The sequence below is a fragment of the Acinetobacter lwoffii genome, from assembly GCF_049367455.1.
In the GTDB taxonomy this organism is placed as follows: domain Bacteria; phylum Pseudomonadota; class Gammaproteobacteria; order Pseudomonadales; family Moraxellaceae; genus Acinetobacter; species Acinetobacter lwoffii_W.
In genome coordinates this window covers 2525219-2548387 of the sequence record NZ_JBMPXW010000001.1, presented here as the reverse complement: position 1 = coordinate 2548387, position 23169 = coordinate 2525219, and the positions used below count along the sequence as shown (strand labels likewise).

General features: G+C 43.9%; 21 protein-coding genes. 6 read left to right on the top strand and 15 right to left on the bottom strand.

What is annotated here, in order from left to right:
* Nucleotides 1-669: 669 nt before the first annotated feature.
* Entirely contained in the window at nt 670-1452 is a 783-nt protein-coding gene (yaaA, locus tag ACO1B7_RS12230) for a peroxide stress protein YaaA (RefSeq protein ID WP_129716511.1), read from the bottom strand.
* Between the two features lie 123 nt (nt 1453-1575).
* On the opposite strand from yaaA, the gene ACO1B7_RS12225 reads away from it, so the two are divergent.
* The gene (locus tag ACO1B7_RS12225) at nt 1576-2208 is read left to right on the top strand and encodes an alpha/beta hydrolase (protein ID WP_004645565.1); all 633 of its coding nucleotides are present in this window, start codon (nt 1576-1578) and stop codon (nt 2206-2208) included.
* Between the two features lie 33 nt (nt 2209-2241).
* Here ACO1B7_RS12225 and ACO1B7_RS12220 read toward each other — a convergent pair whose 3' ends face one another.
* From ACO1B7_RS12220 to pheA, 5 genes are all read right to left on the bottom strand, one after another.
* Nucleotides 2242-2784: a GNAT family N-acetyltransferase gene (locus tag ACO1B7_RS12220; protein ID WP_129716509.1), complete on the bottom strand. Its 543-nt coding sequence runs from the start codon at nt 2782-2784 to the stop codon at nt 2242-2244.
* Complete coding sequence (locus tag ACO1B7_RS12215) at nt 2772-3134, bottom strand: hypothetical protein (protein ID WP_071851704.1); 363 nt, start codon at nt 3132-3134, stop codon at nt 2772-2774. Before ACO1B7_RS12215 ends, ACO1B7_RS12220 begins: the two co-directional genes overlap by 13 nt.
* Before the next feature lie 99 nt (nt 3135-3233).
* A complete protein-coding gene (locus tag ACO1B7_RS12210) occupies nt 3234-5480 on the bottom strand; it encodes a bifunctional prephenate dehydrogenase/3-phosphoshikimate 1-carboxyvinyltransferase (protein WP_129716507.1) in 2247 nt (748 codons plus the stop codon).
* 3 nt (nt 5481-5483) lie between these two features.
* Nucleotides 5484-6575 carry a histidinol-phosphate transaminase gene (hisC, locus tag ACO1B7_RS12205; protein ID WP_004645569.1) on the bottom strand — a complete coding sequence of 364 codons (1092 nt, stop codon included), beginning with the start codon at nt 6573-6575 and terminating at the stop codon, nt 5484-5486.
* A gap of 66 nt (nt 6576-6641) precedes the next feature.
* Nucleotides 6642-7751 carry a prephenate dehydratase gene (pheA, locus tag ACO1B7_RS12200; RefSeq protein WP_004645570.1) on the bottom strand — a complete coding sequence of 370 codons (1110 nt, stop codon included), beginning with the start codon at nt 7749-7751 and terminating at the stop codon, nt 6642-6644.
* Nucleotides 7752-8239: 488 nt separating this feature from the next.
* Between pheA and ACO1B7_RS12195 the strand changes: the two genes are divergently transcribed.
* The gene (locus ACO1B7_RS12195) at nt 8240-8758 is read left to right on the top strand and encodes a DJ-1/PfpI family protein (RefSeq protein ID WP_129716505.1); all 519 of its coding nucleotides are present in this window, start codon (nt 8240-8242) and stop codon (nt 8756-8758) included.
* 83 nt (nt 8759-8841) lie between these two features.
* On the opposite strand, the gene ACO1B7_RS12190 is transcribed toward ACO1B7_RS12195, so the two are convergent.
* Nucleotides 8842-9984, bottom strand: a complete 1143-nt coding sequence (locus ACO1B7_RS12190) for an acyl-CoA dehydrogenase family protein (RefSeq protein WP_005106494.1) — start codon at nt 9982-9984, stop codon at nt 8842-8844.
* A gap of 159 nt (nt 9985-10143) precedes the next feature.
* Complete coding sequence (locus ACO1B7_RS12185; protein WP_016806607.1) at nt 10144-11487, bottom strand: dicarboxylate/amino acid:cation symporter; 1344 nt, start codon at nt 11485-11487, stop codon at nt 10144-10146.
* A gap of 408 nt (nt 11488-11895) precedes the next feature.
* Here ACO1B7_RS12185 and ACO1B7_RS12180 point away from each other — a divergent pair, with 408 nt between their 5' ends.
* On the top strand, nt 11896-12897 hold the full coding sequence (locus ACO1B7_RS12180; protein ID WP_129716503.1) for a glycosyl transferase family protein: 1002 nt from the start codon (nt 11896-11898) through the stop codon (nt 12895-12897).
* Nucleotides 12898-12979: 82 nt separating this feature from the next.
* Here ACO1B7_RS12180 and ACO1B7_RS12175 read toward each other — a convergent pair whose 3' ends face one another.
* Together ACO1B7_RS12175 and ACO1B7_RS12170 are read right to left on the bottom strand one after the other, a co-directional pair.
* Nucleotides 12980-13252, bottom strand: coding sequence for a YeaC family protein (locus ACO1B7_RS12175; protein WP_129716501.1), 273 nt, complete (start codon nt 13250-13252; stop codon nt 12980-12982).
* Nucleotides 13253-13255: 3 nt separating this feature from the next.
* Entirely contained in the window at nt 13256-14194 is a 939-nt protein-coding gene (locus ACO1B7_RS12170) for an NAD(+) kinase (protein WP_004645573.1), read from the bottom strand.
* 191 nt (nt 14195-14385) lie between these two features.
* Between ACO1B7_RS12170 and mrcB the strand changes: the two genes are divergently transcribed.
* A complete protein-coding gene (mrcB, locus tag ACO1B7_RS12165; RefSeq protein WP_129716499.1) occupies nt 14386-16776 on the top strand; it encodes a penicillin-binding protein 1B in 2391 nt (796 codons plus the stop codon).
* A 14-nt stretch (nt 16777-16790) separates the two neighbouring features.
* On the top strand, nt 16791-17336 hold the full coding sequence (locus ACO1B7_RS12160; protein ID WP_129716497.1) for a tetratricopeptide repeat protein: 546 nt from the start codon (nt 16791-16793) through the stop codon (nt 17334-17336).
* Nucleotides 17337-17394: 58 nt separating this feature from the next.
* Here ACO1B7_RS12160 and ACO1B7_RS12155 read toward each other — a convergent pair whose 3' ends face one another.
* Nucleotides 17395-18294 (bottom strand): NUDIX domain-containing protein, encoded by a 900-nt coding sequence (locus ACO1B7_RS12155; RefSeq protein WP_129716495.1) that lies wholly within the window; start codon nt 18292-18294, stop codon nt 17395-17397.
* Nucleotides 18295-18432: 138 nt separating this feature from the next.
* On the opposite strand from ACO1B7_RS12155, the gene hemP reads away from it, so the two are divergent.
* Nucleotides 18433-18603, top strand: coding sequence for a hemin uptake protein HemP (hemP, locus tag ACO1B7_RS12150; protein ID WP_004645578.1), 171 nt, complete (start codon nt 18433-18435; stop codon nt 18601-18603).
* An 82-nt stretch (nt 18604-18685) separates the two neighbouring features.
* Here the strand turns inward: hemP and ACO1B7_RS12145 are convergent, their stop codons facing one another.
* The 4 genes from ACO1B7_RS12145 to tfpB all read right to left on the bottom strand — a co-directional run bounded on the left by ACO1B7_RS12145 (nt 18686) and on the right by tfpB (nt 23033).
* Nucleotides 18686-20011, bottom strand: coding sequence for a sensor histidine kinase (locus tag ACO1B7_RS12145; RefSeq protein ID WP_129716493.1), 1326 nt, complete (start codon nt 20009-20011; stop codon nt 18686-18688).
* Between the two features lie 4 nt (nt 20012-20015).
* Entirely contained in the window at nt 20016-20681 is a 666-nt protein-coding gene (locus tag ACO1B7_RS12140) for a response regulator transcription factor (RefSeq protein ID WP_129716491.1), read from the bottom strand.
* Between the two features lie 135 nt (nt 20682-20816).
* Nucleotides 20817-21182, bottom strand: a complete 366-nt coding sequence (locus ACO1B7_RS12135; RefSeq protein ID WP_004645581.1) for a NirD/YgiW/YdeI family stress tolerance protein — start codon at nt 21180-21182, stop codon at nt 20817-20819.
* 93 nt (nt 21183-21275) lie between these two features.
* Nucleotides 21276-23033 carry a type IV pilus assembly ATPase TfpB gene (gene tfpB / locus ACO1B7_RS12130; protein WP_129716489.1) on the bottom strand — a complete coding sequence of 586 codons (1758 nt, stop codon included), beginning with the start codon at nt 23031-23033 and terminating at the stop codon, nt 21276-21278.
* Between the last annotated feature and the right edge of the window lie 136 nt (nt 23034-23169).

Genomic DNA, 23169 nt, shown 5'->3' with positions numbered 1-23169 from the left:
TCATATTTTCTGATTTCTGACTGTTTATGGACACAAAATCCTAATAAACTGATCATTAAGGCAAAAACAGGGATAGCATATATTTTCATTTTTATTATGCTGCTTTGTAACACTATGCAATTATGCTAACAAAAAACCTAACAAACTTGTGACATAGTTTACATTTAACCCGATAGAAGGCATTTATTTATCTTCTAAAGATCAATTTTATGTCGTTTTATTTATTAATACTTAATTAATTTATAATTCTTTTTTTCAAAAAATCGATACTATTAAAAATTCTTTCAAATAAACAATAAATAATTGAATTTAATATATTTTTAAAAATCTCTAAAAGAAGTTTATTCAAAATTAAAATATGTAGATAAATGAAATCTAACCTATTCAATAGAACTTATTTCGGTTTATTTTATCGGCCTTTTCCAAGAATGCTCAACTTTAATTTTTAAAATAAAATGATCTAAATAAGGGAGATTTTGCGAGGGATTTCAAAGTGTTTAACGATATTGTTTATTTTTAACTATCTTGAAGTTTTCATTATGCAGTTCATCCACACTTCACTCATCATAGAGTCAAATCGTTGAACACTATTTAAGAACCTAACCATGATAAAGACATCCCAATATCCGGCATACATATCCTCATGCTGGATACTGGGAATCATCTCATTTATGCACTCAGTTGTTCATCACGCTTGAACACCAGTTCTCCTTTGAGTGAACTGTCTGCATCAAAATAATAGCCATTAGTATTAAAAGCTTTTAGCCCCTCTATACGATCAATTTTATTTTCAATCATAAAACGCGCCATGAGACCGCGTGCTTTTTTGGCATAGAAACTAATCACTTTATATTTGCCATTTTTCTGATCCAGAAATACCGGCTTGATAATGTCTGCCTGAATTTTGCGCTCGTTGACTGATTTGTAATATTCATCAGAAGCAATATTCACCAGAATTTCAGAATTTGCTGCGGTTAAATCCTGATTAATCAGATCAGTAATGTGATGAGCCCAGAACTCATATAGATTATGCCCACGGGAATTGGCTAACTTGGTTCCCATTTCCAGACGGTACGGCATCATTAGATCCAAAGGACGTAACAGTCCATATAATCCAGACAACATACGTAAACGGTCTTGTGCATAGTGCAGATCTTCGTGCTTCAAACTATAGGCATCCAGTCCGGTATAGACATCACCCTTAAATGCAAAAATCGCCTGACGGGCATTGGCTAAATTAAAATCTGGCTGCCAGTCATTGAAACGTGCGGTATTTAAACTGGCAATTTTTTCACTGATACTCATTAAGCTGGAAATTTCTGTTGCAGAAAGTGTGCGACAAACTTTAATCAAGTCCTGTGAATGTTCTAATAATCTCGCTTGAGTAAATTGGTCAGTCGGTAATGGAGTATCGTAATCGAGAGTTTTGGCTGGAGAAATTAAAGCGAGCATGGCAACCTGGTCAAAAAATGATTAATCAAACTATATCAGTCTGCTTATTTTAATTCCAATTCATGTTTTTATTCACCATAATCGTTAAAATGCACGATTCTCCTGTTAATCATCGGTTTTTATATGCCCGAGCAAATTTTTCTTCAAGGGCCTGCGGGTCAGATTGAAGTTTTTGTGGATTATCCTCAGGGTGAAGTGAAAGGATTCGCGGTAGTTTGTCACCCCCATCCATTGCAAGGCGGTACACCACAACATAAGGTTCCGGTTTTACTGGCACAAATGTATCTGGAACGTGGCTGTATTGTGTATCGTCCAAGTTTCCGTGGTTCTGGTCAAAGTGAAGGTATACACGACGAGGGCTTCGGTGAAACGGATGATGTATTAGAAGTCATTCGGTTCGCTCGCAACCAGCATATTGCCCTGCCTTTTTATGCAGGTGGTTTTAGTTTTGGTGCGCATGTCATGGCAAAAAGCTATGCAGCCTTACCCGTAGAACTGCAACCAAAGCAAACCATTTTATGCGGTCTGCCAACTGCAACAGTGGCTGGTATTCGCCATTATGTTACGCCTGCAATTAAAGGCGACATCCTGTTCATTCATGGTGAAGCCGATGAAGTGACTTTGCTCTCAGATATGATTGAATGGGCAAAACCACAACGCCATTTAGTGACCGTATTACCTGGTGCCAACCATTTCTTTACCGGCTATTTAAAGCAATTGCGGATCGCAATGACCCGATATTTAGCGCTCGGCTAAATAAAAAAACCCATCAGATGATGGGTTTTTTTATTAAAAGACAAAATCTTCTGCAAAAATTTCATACATCACAGCCCGATATTTAGGCTTATCGATGTAACGGATAATTTTTCCGACCAAGCGTTCTGCAATTTTACGGCTAGCCCAGTTTTCTTCTGCTACCGGGTAGCTTAAGACTTGAATCCCTAGTGTATTGAAAGCATAGGCCACAACACAATGCACTGCCTCATGTCCATAATGATGACCATGTGCAGTTTCACGAATCCAGATACCAACTTCAGGTATTTCATCATAAAGTCGATGCAAACCACATAGTCCAATAAATTCTTGTGTTTCAATATGACGGATAACAAATACATATTCTTTATGATCGGTCATATTTTCCAGCCAATTTTTCCAGACTGTTGCAAATTCCTTTTCAGATTCTGGTGCATCCCACGCCATAAAACGTGTCAAACTCGGCGTAATTGAAGCATAAGCTTCTTCGGCATCGGCTGATTTAAAACAATTCAGGATCAAGCGTTGACTTTGCAGTGTAGGCAAAGCTGATTGATTCTGTTGAATTAGCTCTTCCATTCAAACTCGCTAAAGCTTTCCTGCTCTTTTAGAGAGGTTTCCACTGCTTGTGCAAGCTGATTAAGCAAACTTCTTTCAGTGATACGATCCAGCCAGTCCTGCTCTTCTTCAGGATATGAGGCAATTTCACAGACCAGATGCCCTTGTTCATCTCTGGTTTCGCAACTCACCGATAAAGGCAGCGCATGTTCTTCCACGCTGACAGCAACCTGAGCTCCACTTTGGCTTAAGGTCTGAAAACCGTATTTGCCTAATTTTTCAGCAAGTAAATGTGCTACATATTCCTGGGTTTCTTGACCATCCCGTGGTGTTTGGCTCTGGGTATTGGCCATGAATTTTAATTTTCGCATCGCTACTTCCAAATGGCTTTTTTCTTATATGGGTTTAGCATAAGCAATATAAACAAAACAGCCAAGCAAAAGCTTGGCTGTTTCACATAATTTTAAAAATTATTCTGACACTTGAATTGGCAATCCTGCGATTGAGGTCAATTCCGTGAAGGTCGGGAAACTGGTTGCGACCGTTTCAGTACCGACAATCTTGATCTGCTCCGAATTACGCAAACCGGCAATCGAAAAACTCATCGCGATACGGTGATCATGATGTGATTCAATTTCACCACCGCTAAAGATTGGCGACCAGTCACCGGACTTACCCTTACCTTCAATGATGATGCCATCTTCAGTTGGGGTACAGTCGATGCCCATGGTTTGAAGACCATCTGCCATGACCTGAATACGATCCGATTCCTTCACGCGAAGCTCGGCAGCGCCGGTCAGAATCGTCTGACCTTCAGCACATGCAGCTGCAATGAATAACGCCGGGAATTCATCAATTGCCAATGGCACCTGATCTTCCGGCATATGAATACCTTTTAAGGTACGTGTACCACGAATACGAATATCTGCAATCGGTTCACCGCCCGCAATACGCTCGTTTTCAACTGTAATGTCCGCACCCATTTGCTTGAGGATTTCAATCACACCAGTACGGGTCGGGTTAATGCCTACCGCTTCAAGGGTGACGTCCGAATTTTCAGTAATGGCCGCACCCACCATAAAGAAGGCTGCTGAAGAAATATCTGAAGGCACTTGAATGTTGGTACCCACTAACTTGCCGCCACCTTGCAGGGAAATTCGGTTGCCTTCTGTTTTCACTTCATAACCAAATGCACGCAGCATACGTTCAGTATGGTCGCGTGTTGGTTCTGGTTCAGTCACCGAAGTTTCACCTTCCGCCCATAGACCTGCAAGTAGAATCCCTGATTTCACCTGAGCAGAGGCCATTGGCAAATCGTACTGAATCCCTTTAAGGTTTTGATTGCCGGTGATGGATACAGGTGGTGTACCGCGTTCACCTGTGGTCTGAATTTGCGCACCCATTTCACGTAAAGGCTTGGCAATACGCTCCATTGGACGCTTGGATAAAGATGCGTCACCAGTCATGACTGAATCAAATTTTTGTGCAGCCAGCATACCCGACAACAAACGCATTGAAGTGCCCGAGTTGCCCATATAAATGGCAGACTGTGGCGCTTTAAGGCCATGCATGCCAACACCATAAATGGTCACTTCACCATTTTTAGGGCCTTCAATGCTCACACCCATATCACGGAAAGCTTGCAGTGTCGCTAGAGCATCCTCACCTTCCAAAAAGCCGGTCACATGTGTGGTACCTTCTGCAATCGCACCAAACATGATCGAGCGATGTGACACAGATTTGTCACCTGGCACGGTAAATTTACCCTGAAATTTCTTGGCACCCGGCTGAATGGTAAATTGTTGTGTCACTTTATTTTTCTCCATGAAAGGTTTCTTGGCGAGCATATGGTTGAAATGCTGGCGAGCTGCCTGCGCATGACCCAATAAGCCCATCAATGCGTGGGAATCTTCATCTTCAATCAATTTGCGGATAATCGCGAGCTGCTGTTCAAAGCCATCAACAGCATTCAGAACTGCTTTTTTGTTGGCAAAAAAGATGTCATGCCACATTTGTGGATCGCTGGCGGCAATTCGCGAGAAATCCCGGAAGCCACCGGCAGCATAACGAAATATATCTAAATTGTCTTCACGCTTGGCCAGTTGCTCAACCAGGTTAAAGGCCATGAGATGCGGAAGATGACTGGTATGCGCTAGCACTTCATCGTGCTTGTCGACATCCATACAAATCACTTCGGCTTTCGCCGCTTGCCACAGCTGAATCAGTTTATCGACGGCCCAGCCTGCACTACTTGGCAGTGGCGTCAAAATCACCTTATGATTGGCAAATAAATCGACTTTTCCTGCATGTACACCAGTATGTTCTGCACCTGCAATCGGATGGCCCGGTACAAAACCTTCAGGTAGTGCATCGCCAAAGACTGCTTTCGCTGCATCGACTACATTGCCTTTAGTACTACCGACATCAGTGATAATGGTATTGGCAGATAAATAAGGCTTGATGGCTTCCAGCACCTTTTGCGTGGCACGCACCGGTAATGCAAGCACTACCAGATCAGCACCTTTGACCGCTTCCACAGGATCTGCATAGCCTTCGGAAATCAGGCCAAGAGATTTAGCATCTTCCAAAGTCTTTTGTGAACGTGTCGATGCAACAATGTCATTGGCCAAATGCTCAGCTCGAATGACACGCGCCAGACTTGAACCAATCAGTCCAAGCCCGATAAATGCAACTTTTTCAAACAGTGGCTGCGACATGGTTTAAGCTTTTGCCTCTAAACCGAGTACTTTAGCCAATGCGCTTAAGAATTTCGCATTTTCTGCTTCAGTACCAATCGATACACGAATGTGATTAGAAATACCGACCGGACGCACAATCACCCCTTGCTTAAGCAAACCATTGAAGGTTGCTGATGGGTCTGCTTGTACATCTACCAGAATAAAGTTGGCACGTGAAGGTACATAGTTAAGACCCAAAGCCTTAAAGCCAGCCTCAAGTTGCGCCATACCGGCTTTATTCACTTCACGAGAACGCGCGATAAAATCTTCATCTTTCAGTGCAGCCACCGCAGCCACCATCGCAAGATGGTTGACATTAAATGGTTGACGAATACGGTTCAGGTAATCTGTCACTTCAACTGAAGCCAGAGCAAAACCAACACGTAGTGCAGCCAAACCATAACACTTCGACAAAGTACGGCTAACGATCAGGTTTGGATATTGCGCAAGGAATTTCAAGCTGTTGAAGTTTTCCGGGAAATATTCCACATAGGCTTCATCCAGAACCACGATGACATTAGCAGGAACTTTTTGCATGAAAGCTTCAAATTCAGCTTCTTCGAACCAGGTTCCCGTCGGATTATTCGGGTTTGCAATGAAAACGAGTTTGGTGTTGTCCTGAATGGCAGCCGCCATTGCTTCCAAGTCATGCGAGAAGCCTTTAGCTGGTACTTCAATCGCTTGCGCATTAATGGCTTGAGTTACCAATGCATAAACCGCAAAAGCATGCTGGCTATACACCACCGAATCATTTTCTGAAACGAATGCACGGGCAAACATTTCCAGTAAGTCGTTTGAACCATTCCCCAAGGTAATCTGATCATGATTAAAACCAAACTGGGTTTTGATCTGATCTTTCAGGATAAAACCACCACCATCTGGATAACGGCCAATTTCAGCAATTTCCGCAGCGACCGCTTCTTTGACTTTATCTGAACAACCCAGCGGGTTTTCATTTGAAGCCAGTTTAACGATATCAGTAAGACCCAACTCGCGCTCAAGTTCACTGATCGGCTTACCCGGTTGATATGGCTTTAATTTTGAGATGCCTGAATTAGCTGGAACAAACGACATTTTAGACTTCCAATTTTAGGTATAAAACAGTGGTCAGCACCCTCGCCCTGACCACGGATAGCTGACTTAAAGTACAGCTGCAGGATATGAACCGAGTACGCGAACTTCTTTGACCAAAGGACGAATTTCTTCAATGGCTGCTTTCACGTGTTCCTGCTCAATATGGCCTTCAAGATCAATGAAGAACACATAAGCCCATTTTTCAGGAAGTGCAGGACGGGTTTCAATGCTGGTCAGACTGATATTATGCTTGGCAAATGGCGCCAGAATTTCCAGCAAAGCCCCGGCACGATCATGTGCTGAAATCAGTAATGAAGTCTTGTCATTACCGCTTTGTGGCACTTTTTCACGGCCAATCACCAGGAAGCGTGTGGTATTTTCCGGATTATCCTCGATATTGCTATGCATGATTTCGAGATCATAAATGCTCGCAGCAATTTCAGAGGCAATCGCGGCAGAATGCCATTCATTACGAATACGGCGCGCTGCTTCTGCGTTGGAGCTTAAAGCGACACGTTCCACGCCTGGATAATGCGCATCCAGCCACTTACGGCACTGTGCCAAAGTCTGCTGATGCGCATAAATCTGTTTGATGCTGTCTTTACGGGTATTTTCAGAAATCAGGAACTGATGGTGAATCGGTAATTCAACTTCGCCAATCACATTCAGGTTCGATGTTTTAAAACAGTCCAAAGTATGGTTAACCACGCCTTCAGAGGAATTTTCTACCGGCACCAGACCATAATGGGCACTGCCCGCTTCCACGTCACGGAAAACTTCATCAATGGTCGGTAAAGGACGAACCACAGCATCATGACCAAAGTGCTTGAGTACCGCAGAATGGGTATAAGTCCCGACTGGGCCAAGGAAAGCAATGCTTTGCGGCGCTTCGAGTGCCAGACAGGCCGACATGATTTCACGGAACAGACGTGCCATGGTGGTATCAGACAATGGCCCTTCATTACGTTCCATGACATTACGCAAAACCTGAGCTTCACGTTCTGGACGGTAAAACAGCGGATTCTCTTCTGAAGCAAACTTTGCTTTTGCCACAGCTTCAGCCAAACGTGCCCGGCGGTTAATCAATTGCTGAATTTGCTGATCAACAGAATCGATATCTTCACGAATTTTTGCCAAATCAAGAGAAGTCGTGGTATTTTGATCGTCGTTGATCATTGTTCTGTCGCCCTTCATAAACCTTATCTGTTCAGTATAACAATAGTGAGCTTTCAAATGTTACGCAATATTGCATTGGTAGATTAAGTCTTAAAAACATACAGTTGATTTTAACCGTTTATCGCTTTTAGTCATATCTGGTAACATTTACTTCAGCTTTTCTGCTTGATTTACATTATTAAATTGTAAACTTTGCCTGTCCATATTAACTGATTTTAAGGAAGATGAAATATCACTATTTCTTAATCTATATAGCGGTTTTAAACATAAGAAAATTAAAATAATTGCTTTGCAAACGTCATTTTTGAACCATTCATATCTAAGATAGATTTCACAATAAAATGCACACTCTGCAACCCCATTTTTATCGACTTCTCTTTGATTTCACTTATTTTTTTACATTAAATCACTACTCAATTACAAAGCAGAGACGATTTTTTAACCAATCATAGATAGTCTAACTTAAAACAAGCGTTTGGGTGTCAGTCATGCCAAAAAGAATAGCTGTACTTTTGACGAATAATTTTGAAGATCAGGAATATCTTGAACCCGTTGCGGCCTTGCTGGAAGCAAAGCATATCATCTGTAATATTGAGTTTAATGCAGGAAAAGTGGTCTATGGTCTGCATGGCTGTTCTGCAGTGACGATTGACCGGGACATCGAACAAATCAGTATTGATGATTTTGATGCCTTGCTGATTCCTGGCGGTGAATCTGCAGTTTCTTTATCTACCGATATGCGGGTGCTGCAATTTATCCAGGCTTTTAATCAAGCCAAGAAAACCATCTTTAGTTTATGTGATGCATCATTATTACTGTGTGAAGCAGATGTGCTGAAAAATCGAATTATTACCAGTATTCGCGCGCATGCCAGTCGCGTACAACGTGCCGGTGGAACGTATTATGATGCAGAACTGGTGAATGACAATAATCAGTTGATTTCATCGCGCCTACCCAATGATTTACCCATTTTTATTCATGAATGTTTGGATGTTTTAAAATCATAAAGTCTTAAAAAATATTTCCCATCTTGGCCATGTTCTCCCCTATAAAAAAGAGTCCTTCGGGACTCTTTTTTATGGTTGAGCTATTAACGCCCTAACAGACCGCGGGCCACAATCTCCTTCATGATTTCATTGGTACCCCCATAAATCCGCTGGATCCGCGCATCAACGAAGAAACGTGAAATTGGATATTCAGTCATATAGCCATAACCCCCAAATAATTGCAGGAGATTGTCCGCGATTTTCATCTGCATATCGGTAGAAAAGCTCTTCAATGCCGCTGCAGTTTCTACATCCAGTTTCCCTTGCATATAAAGCTCAAGATTCTGGTTATAAAATGCTGCGGTCGCCAATTCATCAATTTTCGCTTGCGCAAGCACAAAACGGGTATTCTGGAATTGACCGATCGCCTGACCAAAAGCCTGACGCTCTTTCACATACTGTGTGGTCACATCAATAGATCCACGAATGGCGCCTAGAGCGGTGGCAGCAATGGCGGTACGCTCACGCGGCAATTCCTGCATCAGGTAAGCAAATCCCTGTCCCGGCTGACCCAGTAATTGCTCCTTTGGCACTTTGACATTGTCGAAGAACAGTTCAGACGTATCCTGAGCATGCAGACCAATCTTGTCCAAATTGGTGCCTTTTTTAAAGCCTTCCAGATGGGTATCGACCAGCAACAATGAAACGCCTTTGGCACGGGCTTGCGGATCGGTTTTGACGGCAAGCACCACTAAGTCAGCATGCTGACCATTGGAAATGAAGGTTTTTGAGCCATTTAACAGATAATGTTCATCATGCAAGATGGCACTGGTGCGCATAGCTTGCAAATCTGAACCAGCACCCGGTTCAGTCATGCCGATCGCACCGACCACTTCACCGGTGACCATTTTTGGTAACCAGTATTTTTTCTGTTCTTCGGTACCGATATGCAGGATATACGGTGCTGCAATATCGGAATGACAAGACAGACCTGTGGCAATCGCACTGTATCCGGCACGTGCAGATTCTTCGATCAGCATCAAGGAATAATCGGTCGGCACCCCATAGCCACCATATTCTTCTGGAACATCGACACACAAGAAGCCATTTTCACCGAGTGCATTCCAGACTGAACGCGGCATCAGACCTTCACGTTCCCACTGGTCGTAGTACGGTGCGACATGTTCGTTCATAAAGCGTTTAAAATTATCGCGGAATAATTCTAGATCGGCATCGTAGGCAAGCATTCTATTGTCCTTGTTGTTTATCATTTTAGTTTCCTTTTCACAGACTATCGACTTTCCTGCTCCCTGTCATGTGCCGGCATTCATCTTTTTACTAACTTCACAGTCAATAAAAAAGGGAAGCCGAAGCTTCCCTTTTAGACACGAAAGACAGACTCAAACTTAGTGAGCGTTATTGCCTTCTTGCGCCATTTTTTCATCAATTTCTGCTGGATTCGCTAAAGCGTAGTTCAACTTGTCCATATCTAACTGGCCAACCCATTTCGCAACCACTAAAGTCGCCAAAGAGTTACCAACCAGATTGGTCAAGGCACGAGCTTCAGACATGAAACGGTCAATACCGAGAATCAACGCCAGACCTGCCACAGGAATATTCCCTACAGCAGCCAAGGTTGCCGCCATCACAATAAAGCCTGAACCAGTCACGCCTGCCGCACCCTTAGATGAGATCAGAAGTACCAGAAGCAGCGTAATTTGATGAGACAAATCAAGTTGTGTATTGGTCGCTTGTGCAATGAAGATCGCAGCCATCGTCAAGTAAATCGACGTACCATCCAGGTTAAATGAATAACCAGTTGGAATTACCAGGCCTACCACTGATTTTTCAGCACCGGCAAGTTCCAGTTTCTTCAACATACGTGGCAGTACTGATTCTGAAGATGACGTCCCCAGTACAATCAGAAGTTCTTCGCGAATCAGGCGGATCATCTTCATGATGCTGAACCCTGCGAAACGCGCAATTGAGCCCAATACGATGAAAATAAACAGTACGCAGGTAACATAGAAACAAATGATCAACTGTGCCAGCTGAGCAAGAGAACCAATACCATATTTACCAATTGTAAACGCCATTGCACCAAATGCACCAATTGGAGCAAGTTTCATCACCATATTCACGATGTTGAAGAATACATGTGAAATCTGGTCAATGAGTTTCAGGACTGGCTTGCCTTGATCACCTAGCTTATGCAGCGCAAAACCAAAGATAATCGCGAACAATAGAACTTGCAGGATTTCGCCTTCTGCAAATGCGCCCACAACCGTATTTGGAATAATGTTCATCAGGAAGTCGATAGTCGATTGTGACTCACCTGAAGCAACATATTTACTGATGCCACTGGTATCCAGTGAAGCAGGATCAACGTTCATGCCCACACCAGGCTTCACGATGTTAATCACGACCAGACCGATGACCAAAGCAATCGTAGATACGATCTCGAAGTAAAGTAAAGCAACACCACCAGTTTTACCCACTGATTTCATGCTTTCCATACCCGCAATACCGCTCACTACGGTACAGAAAATCACAGGTGCGATGATCATTTTAATCAGACGGATAAATGCATCACCAAGCGGTTTAAGCTGTTCGCCCAAGCCAGGGACATGTTGTTCTACGCCATTGACAATTTGCGTACCACTAGGCGAAAAATGCCCGACCAGAATACCTGCGATAATGGCCACAATCACTTGAAAATACAGTGACTTATAAATTGGTTGTTTCGCCATAATAAATCTACTTGAACGATATCAAAAATAAGAAAGACCATTTTGAGAAATATACTGACCTCTTCATCCCTTCTCAGGGTGAACCGGATCAAATATCAAAAGGCTCAAGAGAATGTTCAAAATGATAATCAGCCATGCATTGAATCTGACACTCAGTATCAGACCAAAGTATTAAATGGGAGAAAGAGATTAAGAAAAATTAAACAGACTCTAAAAATTGCCTAAATTTTACCGAATATTCATACTAAATGTGCATAACTTATTATGCGCTTGTTTGCTTTTTAATCAATATTGGATTAGACATTAGTCGATAATCAGATTTAACTGATTGTTTTACGTATACTGAAAGGTTTATGGATTTTCACCCTCTCCCTTGACATTAATATTTTCTGCAAGCTGTAAAAAGTTATGAATACCAAAAGAAATATCTATAAAGATTTCGAACATCCCTTTGCCCAATATGTACGCATTGTGGGTAAAGGGAAAAATGGCGCCCGCTCCCTCAGCTATGATGAAGCCTATCAAGCCTTCAGTATGATTTTGAAAAATGAAGTGCTGGATGTGCAGTTAGGTGCATTCTTGATGTTATTGCGGGTCAAGGAAGAATCTGTAGATGAGTTGGCCGGTTTCGTACAGGCGACACGTGACCAGCTGAGTTTCAAAAAACTGGATGTCGATCTGGATTGGTCGTCCTATGCGGGCAAGCGCAAACATTATCCATGGTTTATTCTGGCAGCGCTGACGCTGGCCAAGCATGGTTATAATATTGTGATGCATGGTGCCTCAGGCCATACCATGAACCGTGTTTACACCGAACAGGTGCTGACTTACTTAGGCTATCCAATCTGTCAAAATGATGCCGAGGTTGAACAGCAACTGCAACAACAGCATTTTGCCTATATTCCGCTAGAAGTGATTTCTCCGATTCTTGCGGACTTGATTGCGCTGCGTAATGTCATGGGCTTACGCTCCCCGATTCATACTTTGGCTCGTTTAATTAACCCGTTTAATGCCAAAGCGACTCTGCAAGCAATTTTCCATCCAGCGTATCGTGGTTCGCATCAGCAAGCAGCTTCCCGCTTAGGCTATAAAAATAGTGCCGTGATTAAAGGTGAAGGGGGCGAATTCGAGCGTAATCCGGATGCCAAAACGCTCATCTGCGGCATTAAAGATGGCCTGCTCTATGAGCATGAATTGCCAAAGCTCACTGACAACCGCAGTCCAATTGAAGAAGAACTGGATCTGGCGCTATTTAAGGCTGTCTGGGACGGTCAGCAAAGCCATGATTATGGCGAGATTGCAGTGATAGAAACTATGGGCATTGCGCTATATACCATGGGCGTGTGTGACAGCTTTGAAGCTGCGATGCAAAAAGCCAAAATCTTATGGGCGAATCGCCACACGGTTTAATCTTGTGCAAAAGAAAAAAGCATTGTTCAGTGAATGAACAATGCTTTTTTTAATTGTATTGCTATTGGCTGGGAATTAAGCCTTAAACAAAACGAATCGGCTTGAATTCAAGTTCATTCTTGTGATGATCATCATCACACTCTTCACCCTCTTCTTTAGTACCGCGATCGATATAACCGCTGCGCTCATTTTCAGGCAGGTTTTTCATTTCCCAGGCATACACTGCCTGCATACAGGTCTGACGTTGTTCTGGTGTCAAGGCTACACCGTTTGGCCACTTTCCAATTTCGACTGCTGTTCTTAGGCGTTCAACAATCTCAGGATTGAGTACGGCAAGCATTTGTTCAATATTCATGATTTAATCCTGCTTAAAATAATCAAAGTCCTGATTCCACCCCAGTTTGGTTCGACAGGCATTATAAAAGTCATAACCCGGTGGATGCAGAAGATTCAGTTTAAAGGGATGCTTGCGAATATGGACGCTATCACCCACATTCAAAGACACACTGTGTTGTCCATCCGCACTAACCATCGGCAGTACGCGATTTTCACGAATCAGTAATTTAATTTCACTATGTCCACCGACCACAATCGGGCGTGAAGACAAGGTATGCGGATGCATCGGTACCAAGGCAATCGCATCCATACTTGGATGTACGATCGGGCCGCCACCAGAGAGTGCATAAGCTGTAGAACCAGTCGGTGTAGAGACTATCAGGCCATCACTGTGCTGACGATAGACATATTGTCCATCAATATTCAGTTCAAAATCGATCATATGCACCGATTTCCCTGAATGTAGCACCACATCATTCAGGGCAATGGCATCGTAAATCACTTCACCTTTGGAGCGAATTTCAACTTCGAGTAAAAAACGTCGCTCAGTCTGAAAGTCACCTTTTAATACCTGATCCAGCTTGAAGATCACTTCGGTCGGCTTGATATCCGTTAAAAACCCTAGACGACCACGGTTAACCCCGATCACCGGGGTATTGTACTTGACCAAGGCGCGTGCTGCATGTAATAGCGAGCCGTCACCGCCCACGACAATCACCAGATCCACCACCTCACCCAATAAGGCACGACTGACGGTTTGGGTATTTTGATAGGGAACAAGTTCAGCTGTCGCTGCATCAAAAACTGGGTGTAGGCCTAAATTAAGAAGATGATCGTGAATAAGGCATAAGGTTTCAACCACCGACGATTTATCAGGACGTCCTATTAACCCGATATTTCGAAAGGTCTTATGGGAAATTTGCACCAGTGTCGTCGCTCCGCTACGAATCCTGCTTATCATAACATTAAGCTATACCTGGATGACAATTTATAACAGTGCTTCATAGGTAGGAAATTATTTGAAATATATTCGAATTAAGGAGAAATTGTGGGGTTTCATTTTAATTTTAAGCGCATTTCTTGATTAAATATTGCAAAATAATGAAAAGCTTCGCATGATTAGCACAATTTCACAGGATCTTATAAGTATTTATGAAATCTGAACGTGGCATGGGGTTTCTTGCCTTAATTTTTTCTATTATTGTCATTTCTATCTTTGTAGCATTTAGTATCTATTTGATTAGATTAGACAATATTGTACGCGACAAGTTTGAAGGTCAGCGCTGGGATATTCCGGCCAAGGTCTTCGCACGTCCGATGGAAGTGTACGTGAATGCCCCAGTCAGCCTGCAGGATTTCCAACAAGAATTAAAATTACTCGGTTATAAAAATTCGGATAGTTATACCAAATCAGGCAACTTTGTCACCACGGGTAATACCCTGTATGTGCATACACGCGGCTTTGATTTTGGTGACCGGGTTGAACCGGAACAAATATTAAAAGTCAGTTTCAGCGGTGAACAGATTGCAGAAGTCAGCGCAACCAAACCGTCTTCAAGCGGGATTGCGCGTTTAGAACCTTTATTAATTGGCGGGATTTATCCGCAGCATAACGAAGACCGTGTGCTGATCAAGCTAAATAAAGTGCCTAAGCCCTTGATCGAAGCGCTGATCGCGACCGAAGACCGTAAGTTCTATGAGCATCATGGGGTTTCACCGCGTGGTATTGCACGTGCCGTAGTCAGCAATATTACCGGTGGTAAACGTCAGGGTGGCTCAACCTTGACCCAGCAGCTGGTCAAAAATTTCTATTTAACCCCTGAGCGCACCTTAAAACGTAAAGTGAATGAAGCCTTTATGGCGATGCTGATTGAATTGCATTATGACAAGAATGAAATTCTAGAAGCTTATCTGAATGAGGTAAATCTCGGCCAGAATGGTAACTACTCCATTAATGGTTATGGTCTGGCATCGCAGTTTTATTTTGGCCTGCCACTGCGTGAACTGAATATTTCCCAGCAAGCATTTTTGGTGGGTTTAGTCCAAGGCCCGAGTCTATACAATCCATGGCGCAATCCTGAAAGTGCGAAAAAACGCCGTGATATCGTCCTGAATAATATGCTGGTGATGGGCTATCTGACTCAGGAACAATATGAAAAAGAAACCGCACGTCCGTTAAATGTCATTTCAAAACCGACTTTAGGCCCTGCCCGCTTCCCGGATTTTCTGGATATCGTACGTCGTCAATTACGCACAGATTATCAGGAAACCGATCTGACCAATCAGGGTCTGCGCATTTTCACCACTTTAGACCCTCTGGCCCAAACCCGAATTCAGGACAGTTTTAAAGAAACGGTGGCGCGTTTAAGCAAATCCAATCCGGGTCGCCTGAAAGATTTACAGGGCGCAGTATTAGTATCGCATCCGGAAAATGGCGAACTGGTGGCCGCAGTGGGTTCTACTCAAGATTTTACCGGCTTTAACCGTGCAGTCGATGCCAAACGTCAAGTCGGATCCCTGTTAAAGCCTGTGATCTACCTGAGTGCACTGGAATCAAACCGTTATCACTGGGCGAGCCCGATTGAAGACAGTGAAATCAGCATCAAAAGTGACGGCAAAACCTGGACACCGAAAAACTATAGTGGTCGTGGACATGGTGTCATTCCAATGTCGCAGGCATTATCGCAATCTTATAACCTGTCCACTGTGCGTTTAGCACAAGAATTTGGCCTGTCTACCTTTATTAATCATCTGAAAAAATTTGGTGTAACTTCAGATATTCCATCTTATCCGTCGATTTACTTGGGTGCGGTAGATATGTCCCCGATGGAAGTGATGAACATTTACGGCAACTTTGCTACAGGCGGCTTTAAATATCCAACCAAAGCCATCCGCTCTGTGGTGGATGCCAACGGCCGCTCTCTGGATCGTTATAGCCTGAGTGTACAACCGACCATTGATCCTGCTTCCGCTTATGCCCTGAATTATGGCTTACAACAGGTCATGTCGAATGGTACAGGCCGTGCAGCCTATAACAGCTTGCCACGCAGTCTGAATCTTGCCGGTAAGTCCGGTACCACGAATGACAGCCGTGACTCATGGTTTGCCGGATATTCAGGTAATTATATGACCGTGGTCTGGCTCGGTCTGGATGACAACAAAGTCACTGGCTTGACCGGTTCATCGGGTGCCCTGCCCGTTTGGACCAATGTCATGAAACAGTTGCGCCAGAAACCGGTGAATCTGCCACAGCCGAATGAAATCGAATGGCATTGGCTAGATCGTCATACGGGTTTGTTGTCTGCACAAGGCTGTGAAGGCGCCATGTATATCCCGATTTCGCGTCATGCCCTGCCAAATCAGGCGACTGCCTGCGGCATCTCGCATTATGCGACGGAACCTTATGATATTGATTCAGAACCTGCGCCATCTGATGCTGAACAGGATGATATGAGTCGCTACATACAAGAAAGTGAAACAGAAATAGAACGCGATCTTGAGAGCGAAACCCGTATTATCGCCAGTGGAAGTTATAGCCATTAATTGAGTCTATGTTTATGTTAAGAAAAATCCTCCCTGGTTTGCTCATCCTCAGTCTGGTGGGCTGCCAAAGTATATCTGAGCCAGAAAAGCCAGTTACCCCTGCCAAGCCTGCGACGGAAAAACCTAAGGCAAAAACACCAGACGGCGTCGTGATTACGCCTTATGACCGTCCTGACATCAAACGTCAGAAAATTGTCATTCCTGAACAGAAGCCGAAAAGCCAAAAGTTTGATGATGGCCGTAATTTGCCGGCCTTCAAGAGTCTGATGCAGCAAACCCAGCAGGCCTATACCAAGCAGCAATTTGCTCAAGCTGAAGCTGCTGCAACTCAGGCACAGCGACTGGCCCCTCAGGCACCAGAAACCTATTTATACTTGGGCATGATCGCCAACCGTAAAAATCAGCCAGCAAGCGCCGATGCTTTTGCCTTACGTGGCCTGAGTTATGCACAATCTAGTGCCATGAAAAAGCAGCTTTGGCAAGTACGCCTTAAATCTGCTCAGTTGCGGAAAAATGCCAAAGCGATTCAGCAAGCTCAACAGGCACTGAAAAAGCTTTAAGATAATTTTCCATAGAAACTGACTTACCAATAGAAAATTTATTTTCTAAATAAAGTGTTTAAATATAGCGAATGCCGGCAATGCCATAAGCATGCTGGCTTTTTGCATAATCGAGTTCTTCAGCTTTCATTCCGCCCAAAGCAAAAACCGGAATCTCTACTTGCTCTGCCATTTGCTTGAATTGCTCCCAACCTAGCGCAGGCGTGTCCGGATGCGTTGCAGTCGTCAGTACCGGACTAAGTAAAGCCGCTTCACAACCGATCTGTTCTGCATGCATTAAAGCGCTCAGGTCATGACAAGCCGCCAGATAACGATAACCAGATTTCAATTCACCTTGTTTCAAGTTCATTAGTTGATTCTGTTTTAGATGAATCGTGCGAATCGTCTGCTGCTGCAATTCATTCAGTTGTGACCAAAGCTGCTGATTAATGATTAACCTGGAGAGCTGATCTACCGGATATTGGTGTAATTGCATGATCCGTTCAGGCGTCGCTTCTAAACGCCAATATAACATTTGATCTGTATCCAGACTTGATAAAATATCCAGATCTTCAGCAATCTTGATGCGCTGCGGCCATTGCAGCTTTTGGATCATGGACTGATTGGCTTTCGGAAAATTCAGCCGACCAAGTTCTTCTCGGCTGTACCAGCGCCAAGGCTGTTTGATTTCAGCCAGTTGAGCAGGCTGTACTGAAGCATGGAAAATATGCAAATTGACGATGAGATCTTCATATTCATAGGAGATAAAATCAGAGGCATGCCAACGTTCAATATCAACGCCGACCTCTTCCATCACTTCGCGGCGACATGCCTCGACTGGTAATTCGCCCTGTTCAACTTTTCCGCCTGGAAATTCATATTTATTGCCCTGATGCTGCTTGGCCTCACGCCAGCCGACGAGAACCTGATTTTGATAAAATAAAAGCGCAATTGCGACATGAATCGTAGCTTTAGTCATGATGTACAGAACCGTTAAAGTTTTACAGATTGTAAGCAAATTAGAGTTTTTTATAAATTGCTCAATATTTCGTTGACAGACCTATTCGATAATGATTATCATTTAAATCAATCCAAAACACACCACGGAGTCGACGGAATGAACGCCCCATTTAGCCTATTTACCCGTAACAATGATACTCATCATGCCTTGCCAATGCTGCACTCTAACAATTTGTTTGCACTGGGTCGTGAAATCCGGATCATGCATGCCGGCGAAGAATACCGCTTGCGTCTGACCCGCAATAACCGTCTTATTCTGACCAAATAATTAAATCAGTTCTAATAATAACAAACGTGGGAAGCAGCAGTATGAATCAGCGCATACTGCTTTTTAGTTTTTTAATCTTTGATTAGGATTCATGTTTAAAGCTCAATGACACTTTAAGTCCGCCCAACACCGACGGCGCATAATCAATTTTAGCTGCATGTAGTGCCATAATTTTCTGGCAAATGGACAGGCCTAAACCTGAACCCTGAGTTCGCGTACCCAAAGCCCGATAAAAACGTTCACCTAAACGTTCCATTACCTCATCAGCAATCCCCTCTCCTGAGTTTTCAATCAATAGTTGTATCTGATGCTGCTCAATAACTGTTCGGATCTCGACCTGTCCCTGTGGCAGCGTATAACGAATAGCATTGTCGACCAGATTGCGAATACAACTAAAAATCAGTTCTGGATTCGCTTCGATCACAGCATCCTCAAGGTTTAGATTCCAATGAATGTCTTTTTCTTCTGCAAAAGGCTGCAATGCCTGCAAAGCCTCCTGAACCAGATTTTTAAGATTAATCGTTTGCGTTGGTAATTGCTCTGTGCGCTCCGGATCGAGTCGTGCCAGCAAGAGTAAATTTTCCAGCACCTGCGTACCGCGGTTGACATCATTCTGGATCAACTGCAATGCCTGAGGGAGCTGTGCATCATCTTGATATTTGCGTTTTAGAACCTGTAGACGCATTTGAATCGCAGACAGTGGCGAACGCAGCTCATGTGAAGCATCTGCAGTAAAACGCTGTTCGGCAGCCAGTGACTTTTCCAGCCGGCCGAGCATGGCATTCAGTTGACGTACAATCGGTTGCAGTTCAGTGATTTCAGGGTCAGGTGTTTTAATAGGACTTAGATCCTGAGCAGTTTTAGAACCGATTTCCCGGGAAATCTTGTTTAATGGCTGTAACTGGCGTTTGACCGAGACCCTTAGAATCAGCCATTGCACTAGCCATAAAGTGAATAAGATCCCGGCAAAGCCCAAAGTAGTTTGCCAGAGTTCATCGAAACGTACTGAAAGTGGCTGTACGATTTTGACCTGAAGGTCGTCATCTTCCGCAGTCAGTATCCGGATAAAATGACCATTTTCATAAGCAAACTGAAAGCCGTTGTTCTGTGCTTTTGGAATGGTATTAATTAATTCATCATCAATCGAAGTAGTCAGTATCTGCTGATCTAGCAACAAGGCATACTGGATATCGAACTGTTCACTGAGTTCATCGACCTGGGCGTCTTTGGCCTGGGTCACATCGCCAAGCAGCAACTCAGAAATCTGCTCCATTAATTCATCATGCAGCTGACTGGCTTGATAACTGGAAATTCCCAATAACAGCAGCCAGGCCAATATTCCAGCCAATATCGAACTGAACAGCGCATGTTTGATCAGTTTAGTTTGCAAGGAAATAGCAGCTGACATAGGTTTATACCTCAGCCTTATGCATGCGATAGCCCAGACCGCGAATAGTCTTGATCATCTGGCTGCCGATTTTTTTACGCAGCTGATAGATAAATACTTCAATGGCATTACTTTCAATTTCATCACCCCAAGCGTACAGCGATTCTTCCAGCTGTTCACGGGTGACAATATGTTCAGGCTGCTGCATCAGCTTGTATAGAATTTGAAATTCCTTCGCAGTCAGATTCACAGCTTGACCTTCTTTAGTTAGGGTCTTGGCTTGAGTGTCCAGACTGAGATCTTGCCATTGCAGGATATGATTCGGTGTTTGCTGTTTCTGTCTGAGTTGGGCACGAACTCGGGCCGAAAGTTCTTCCAGACTAAAAGGTTTGACCAGATAATCATTCGCGCCTAAATCCAACCCCTCGACGCGGTCATCAATACTGTCTTTAGCTGTAATAAAAATCACTGGCGTATCTTGCTGTTGGCTGCGCAAACTTTTCAGAATCTCGTCTCCAGTGGCATTCGGCAGGCCACGATCCAGCAGAATGCAGTCATATTGATGCTGCTCAATCGCCAGGATCACATGATCACCGCGCTCTACCCGATCAATCACATAACCATCCATTTCCAGCCAGGTCTGGATACTGTCTGCCTGAGACTGATCATCTTCTGCCAAAAGAATACGCATATTCTGCTCCGTTTGCTTCCTTGTTCTATCTTGCCTTGAAAAAGTTCCAGACTCAAAAAAACCACATGCTTTTTGGTAACTTGCATGTGGTTTTTTGTCGCTGTGTTCAAATTGATTTCAGCAAATCAGGCGATATTAGAAACGAACCTGATCAACCTCAATTTCAACACGTTTTGCCGGTTTATAATCAATGTCGATTTCACCTGTGATGATTACCGGTGTTTTGGCTGAAATCGGTTTGCCTTGCCAAAGTTCATCATCAATCTCAACAGTAATAGTTCCTGTGCTGTCTCGGAACTGGTATTTTTCATCACCGACCGCTTTTACGACATAACCTTTAAGCTGAACCTTGCTGTCATCTTTCATGGCCAGTGCCTGTTTGACTGTAGTCGATTTAGCAAAAGCGGCCTGATTCACAGCAGTGTCACTACTTGCTATCGTAGCCGTCGCAATAGAACCCATCAATGCAGCTGCCAAAACCGTATTTATCATCATTTTCATCGCAGTTACCTCTTTAAAGTCTTGCCTTGTTTCGATGATGCTATTAAAACAGCCGAAGATGAATTGAATCTTAAGATTACTTCATTTTCAAAATTAATTTAAGGGTACGACTCTCAAGACTTCTTCAAGCGTGGTCACACCTTCCAGAATCTTGCGTGCCCCGGCAATTCTGAGCGGCTCTACCCCTTCTTTTTTAGCCTGCTGACGCAGCTGGTTCAGGTTGGCATCGGCACCAATCAACTGTTTGGTGGTCAGACTCAATGGCATAAACTCATAAATCCCGATACGGCCTTTATAGCCGGTATGCCGGCATTCTTCGCAGCCCACCGCTTTGAAGACAAATTCCGGCCGCGGCAGCGGATAATCCACAGCTAGATGTTGCCACTCCTGCTCGTTCAGGAAGCTTTCCTGTTTGCAGTGTGGACACAGCTGACGTACCAGACGCTGAGCCAGAACACCCAAGATGGTTGCTGCTGTCAAAAATGGCTGTACGCCCAGATCATGCAGACGGGTCAGACTCGACGGCGCATCATTGGTATGTAAAGTCGATAGAACCAGGTGACCAGTCAATGCTGCCTGAATCGCCATATTGGCAGTGTCCTGATCACGAATCTCACCCACCATGATGATGTCCGGATCCTGACGCATCAATGCGCGCACGCCATCAGCGAAGCCTAGATCAATGCCATTGTTGACCTGCATCTGGTTAAAGCTGGGTTCCAGCATCTCGATCGGGTCTTCAATGGTACAGACGTTGACCTGTTCCGTCGCCAGCTGCTTCAAGGTTGAATAAAGCGTAGTAGTTTTACCGGAACCAGTTGGCCCTGTGACTAGAATAATGCCATGACTATGACTGGTCAGATTGTTCCAGTCATTCAGCAAATGACCTTCAAACCCGAGTTGCTGAAAACTTCTGACCAGCACTTCCGGATCGAAAATACGCATCACCAGTTTTTCGCCGAATGCCGTTGGCAAGGTCGATAGACGGAGTTCGGTTTCCTGTCCTTTCGGTGTTCGGGTTTTCAGGCGGCCATCCTGTGGTTTACGTTTTTCCGCCACATTCATCCTGCCCAGAATCTTGATTCGGGAAATGACGGCGGTCAATGTATTGGCCGGCATGTTGTAAATCGTATGCAGCACCCCATCAATCCGGAAACGGATCTTACCGGTGTCTTTACGCGGTTCCATATGAATATCACTGGCGCCCTGCTCAAAGGCAAATTGCAGCACCCAGTCCACCAGTTTGACAATATGCTGGTCATTGGCATCCGGATTCTGGGAATCACCCAGTTGCAGCAAGGCTTCGACGCCCTTATTTTCCCGGTCATAGGCAGAGGATTTCTGCGATCCACTAACTGCACGACTGACTTGATAGTATTCAGTAATATAACGTTGTAACTGTTCCGGATTCAGTAATACCCGTTGTATTTTTTTCGGGGAAATATTTTGCTCGAGATTTGAGACCCATTCGGTTTTATAAGGCTGATCCGTGGCGATCAGAACTTTGTCTGCCTGAATTTCTACTGCCAAAATATGGTTGCGCAGTGCATATTCCTGCGACATGACATGGGTCAATGCCTGTACATCAGCTTTAAGCGGATCAATAATATAGAACATCAATCCGGTTTTTTCTGCCAGCCACTGACATAAACGGTTCAGGGTCAAAGTCGTTTGGGGATGGGACTGATCGACCAGATTAAAATTGGCAATCCACTGTAAAGGGTGCCATTTTAATTGTTCACGTTGCCGATGAGTGGTCTGTACCAGCATCCGGTCGCGTTCACTGATTTTACCGTCTTTAAAGAGTTGGTCTAGACACCATGCCGTATCAATTTCAAAGTCAAATTTCATTATTATCAGTCCCCAAACTTGCCTCCACTATAACAAGTTTTTGCAGTTTTTCGCATGCTCCCGACCTATCGAATGTACGTTTCTATTTCAATCTCAAAAAGAAAGTAAAGAATGGATTTGATCACTACTGCAACAT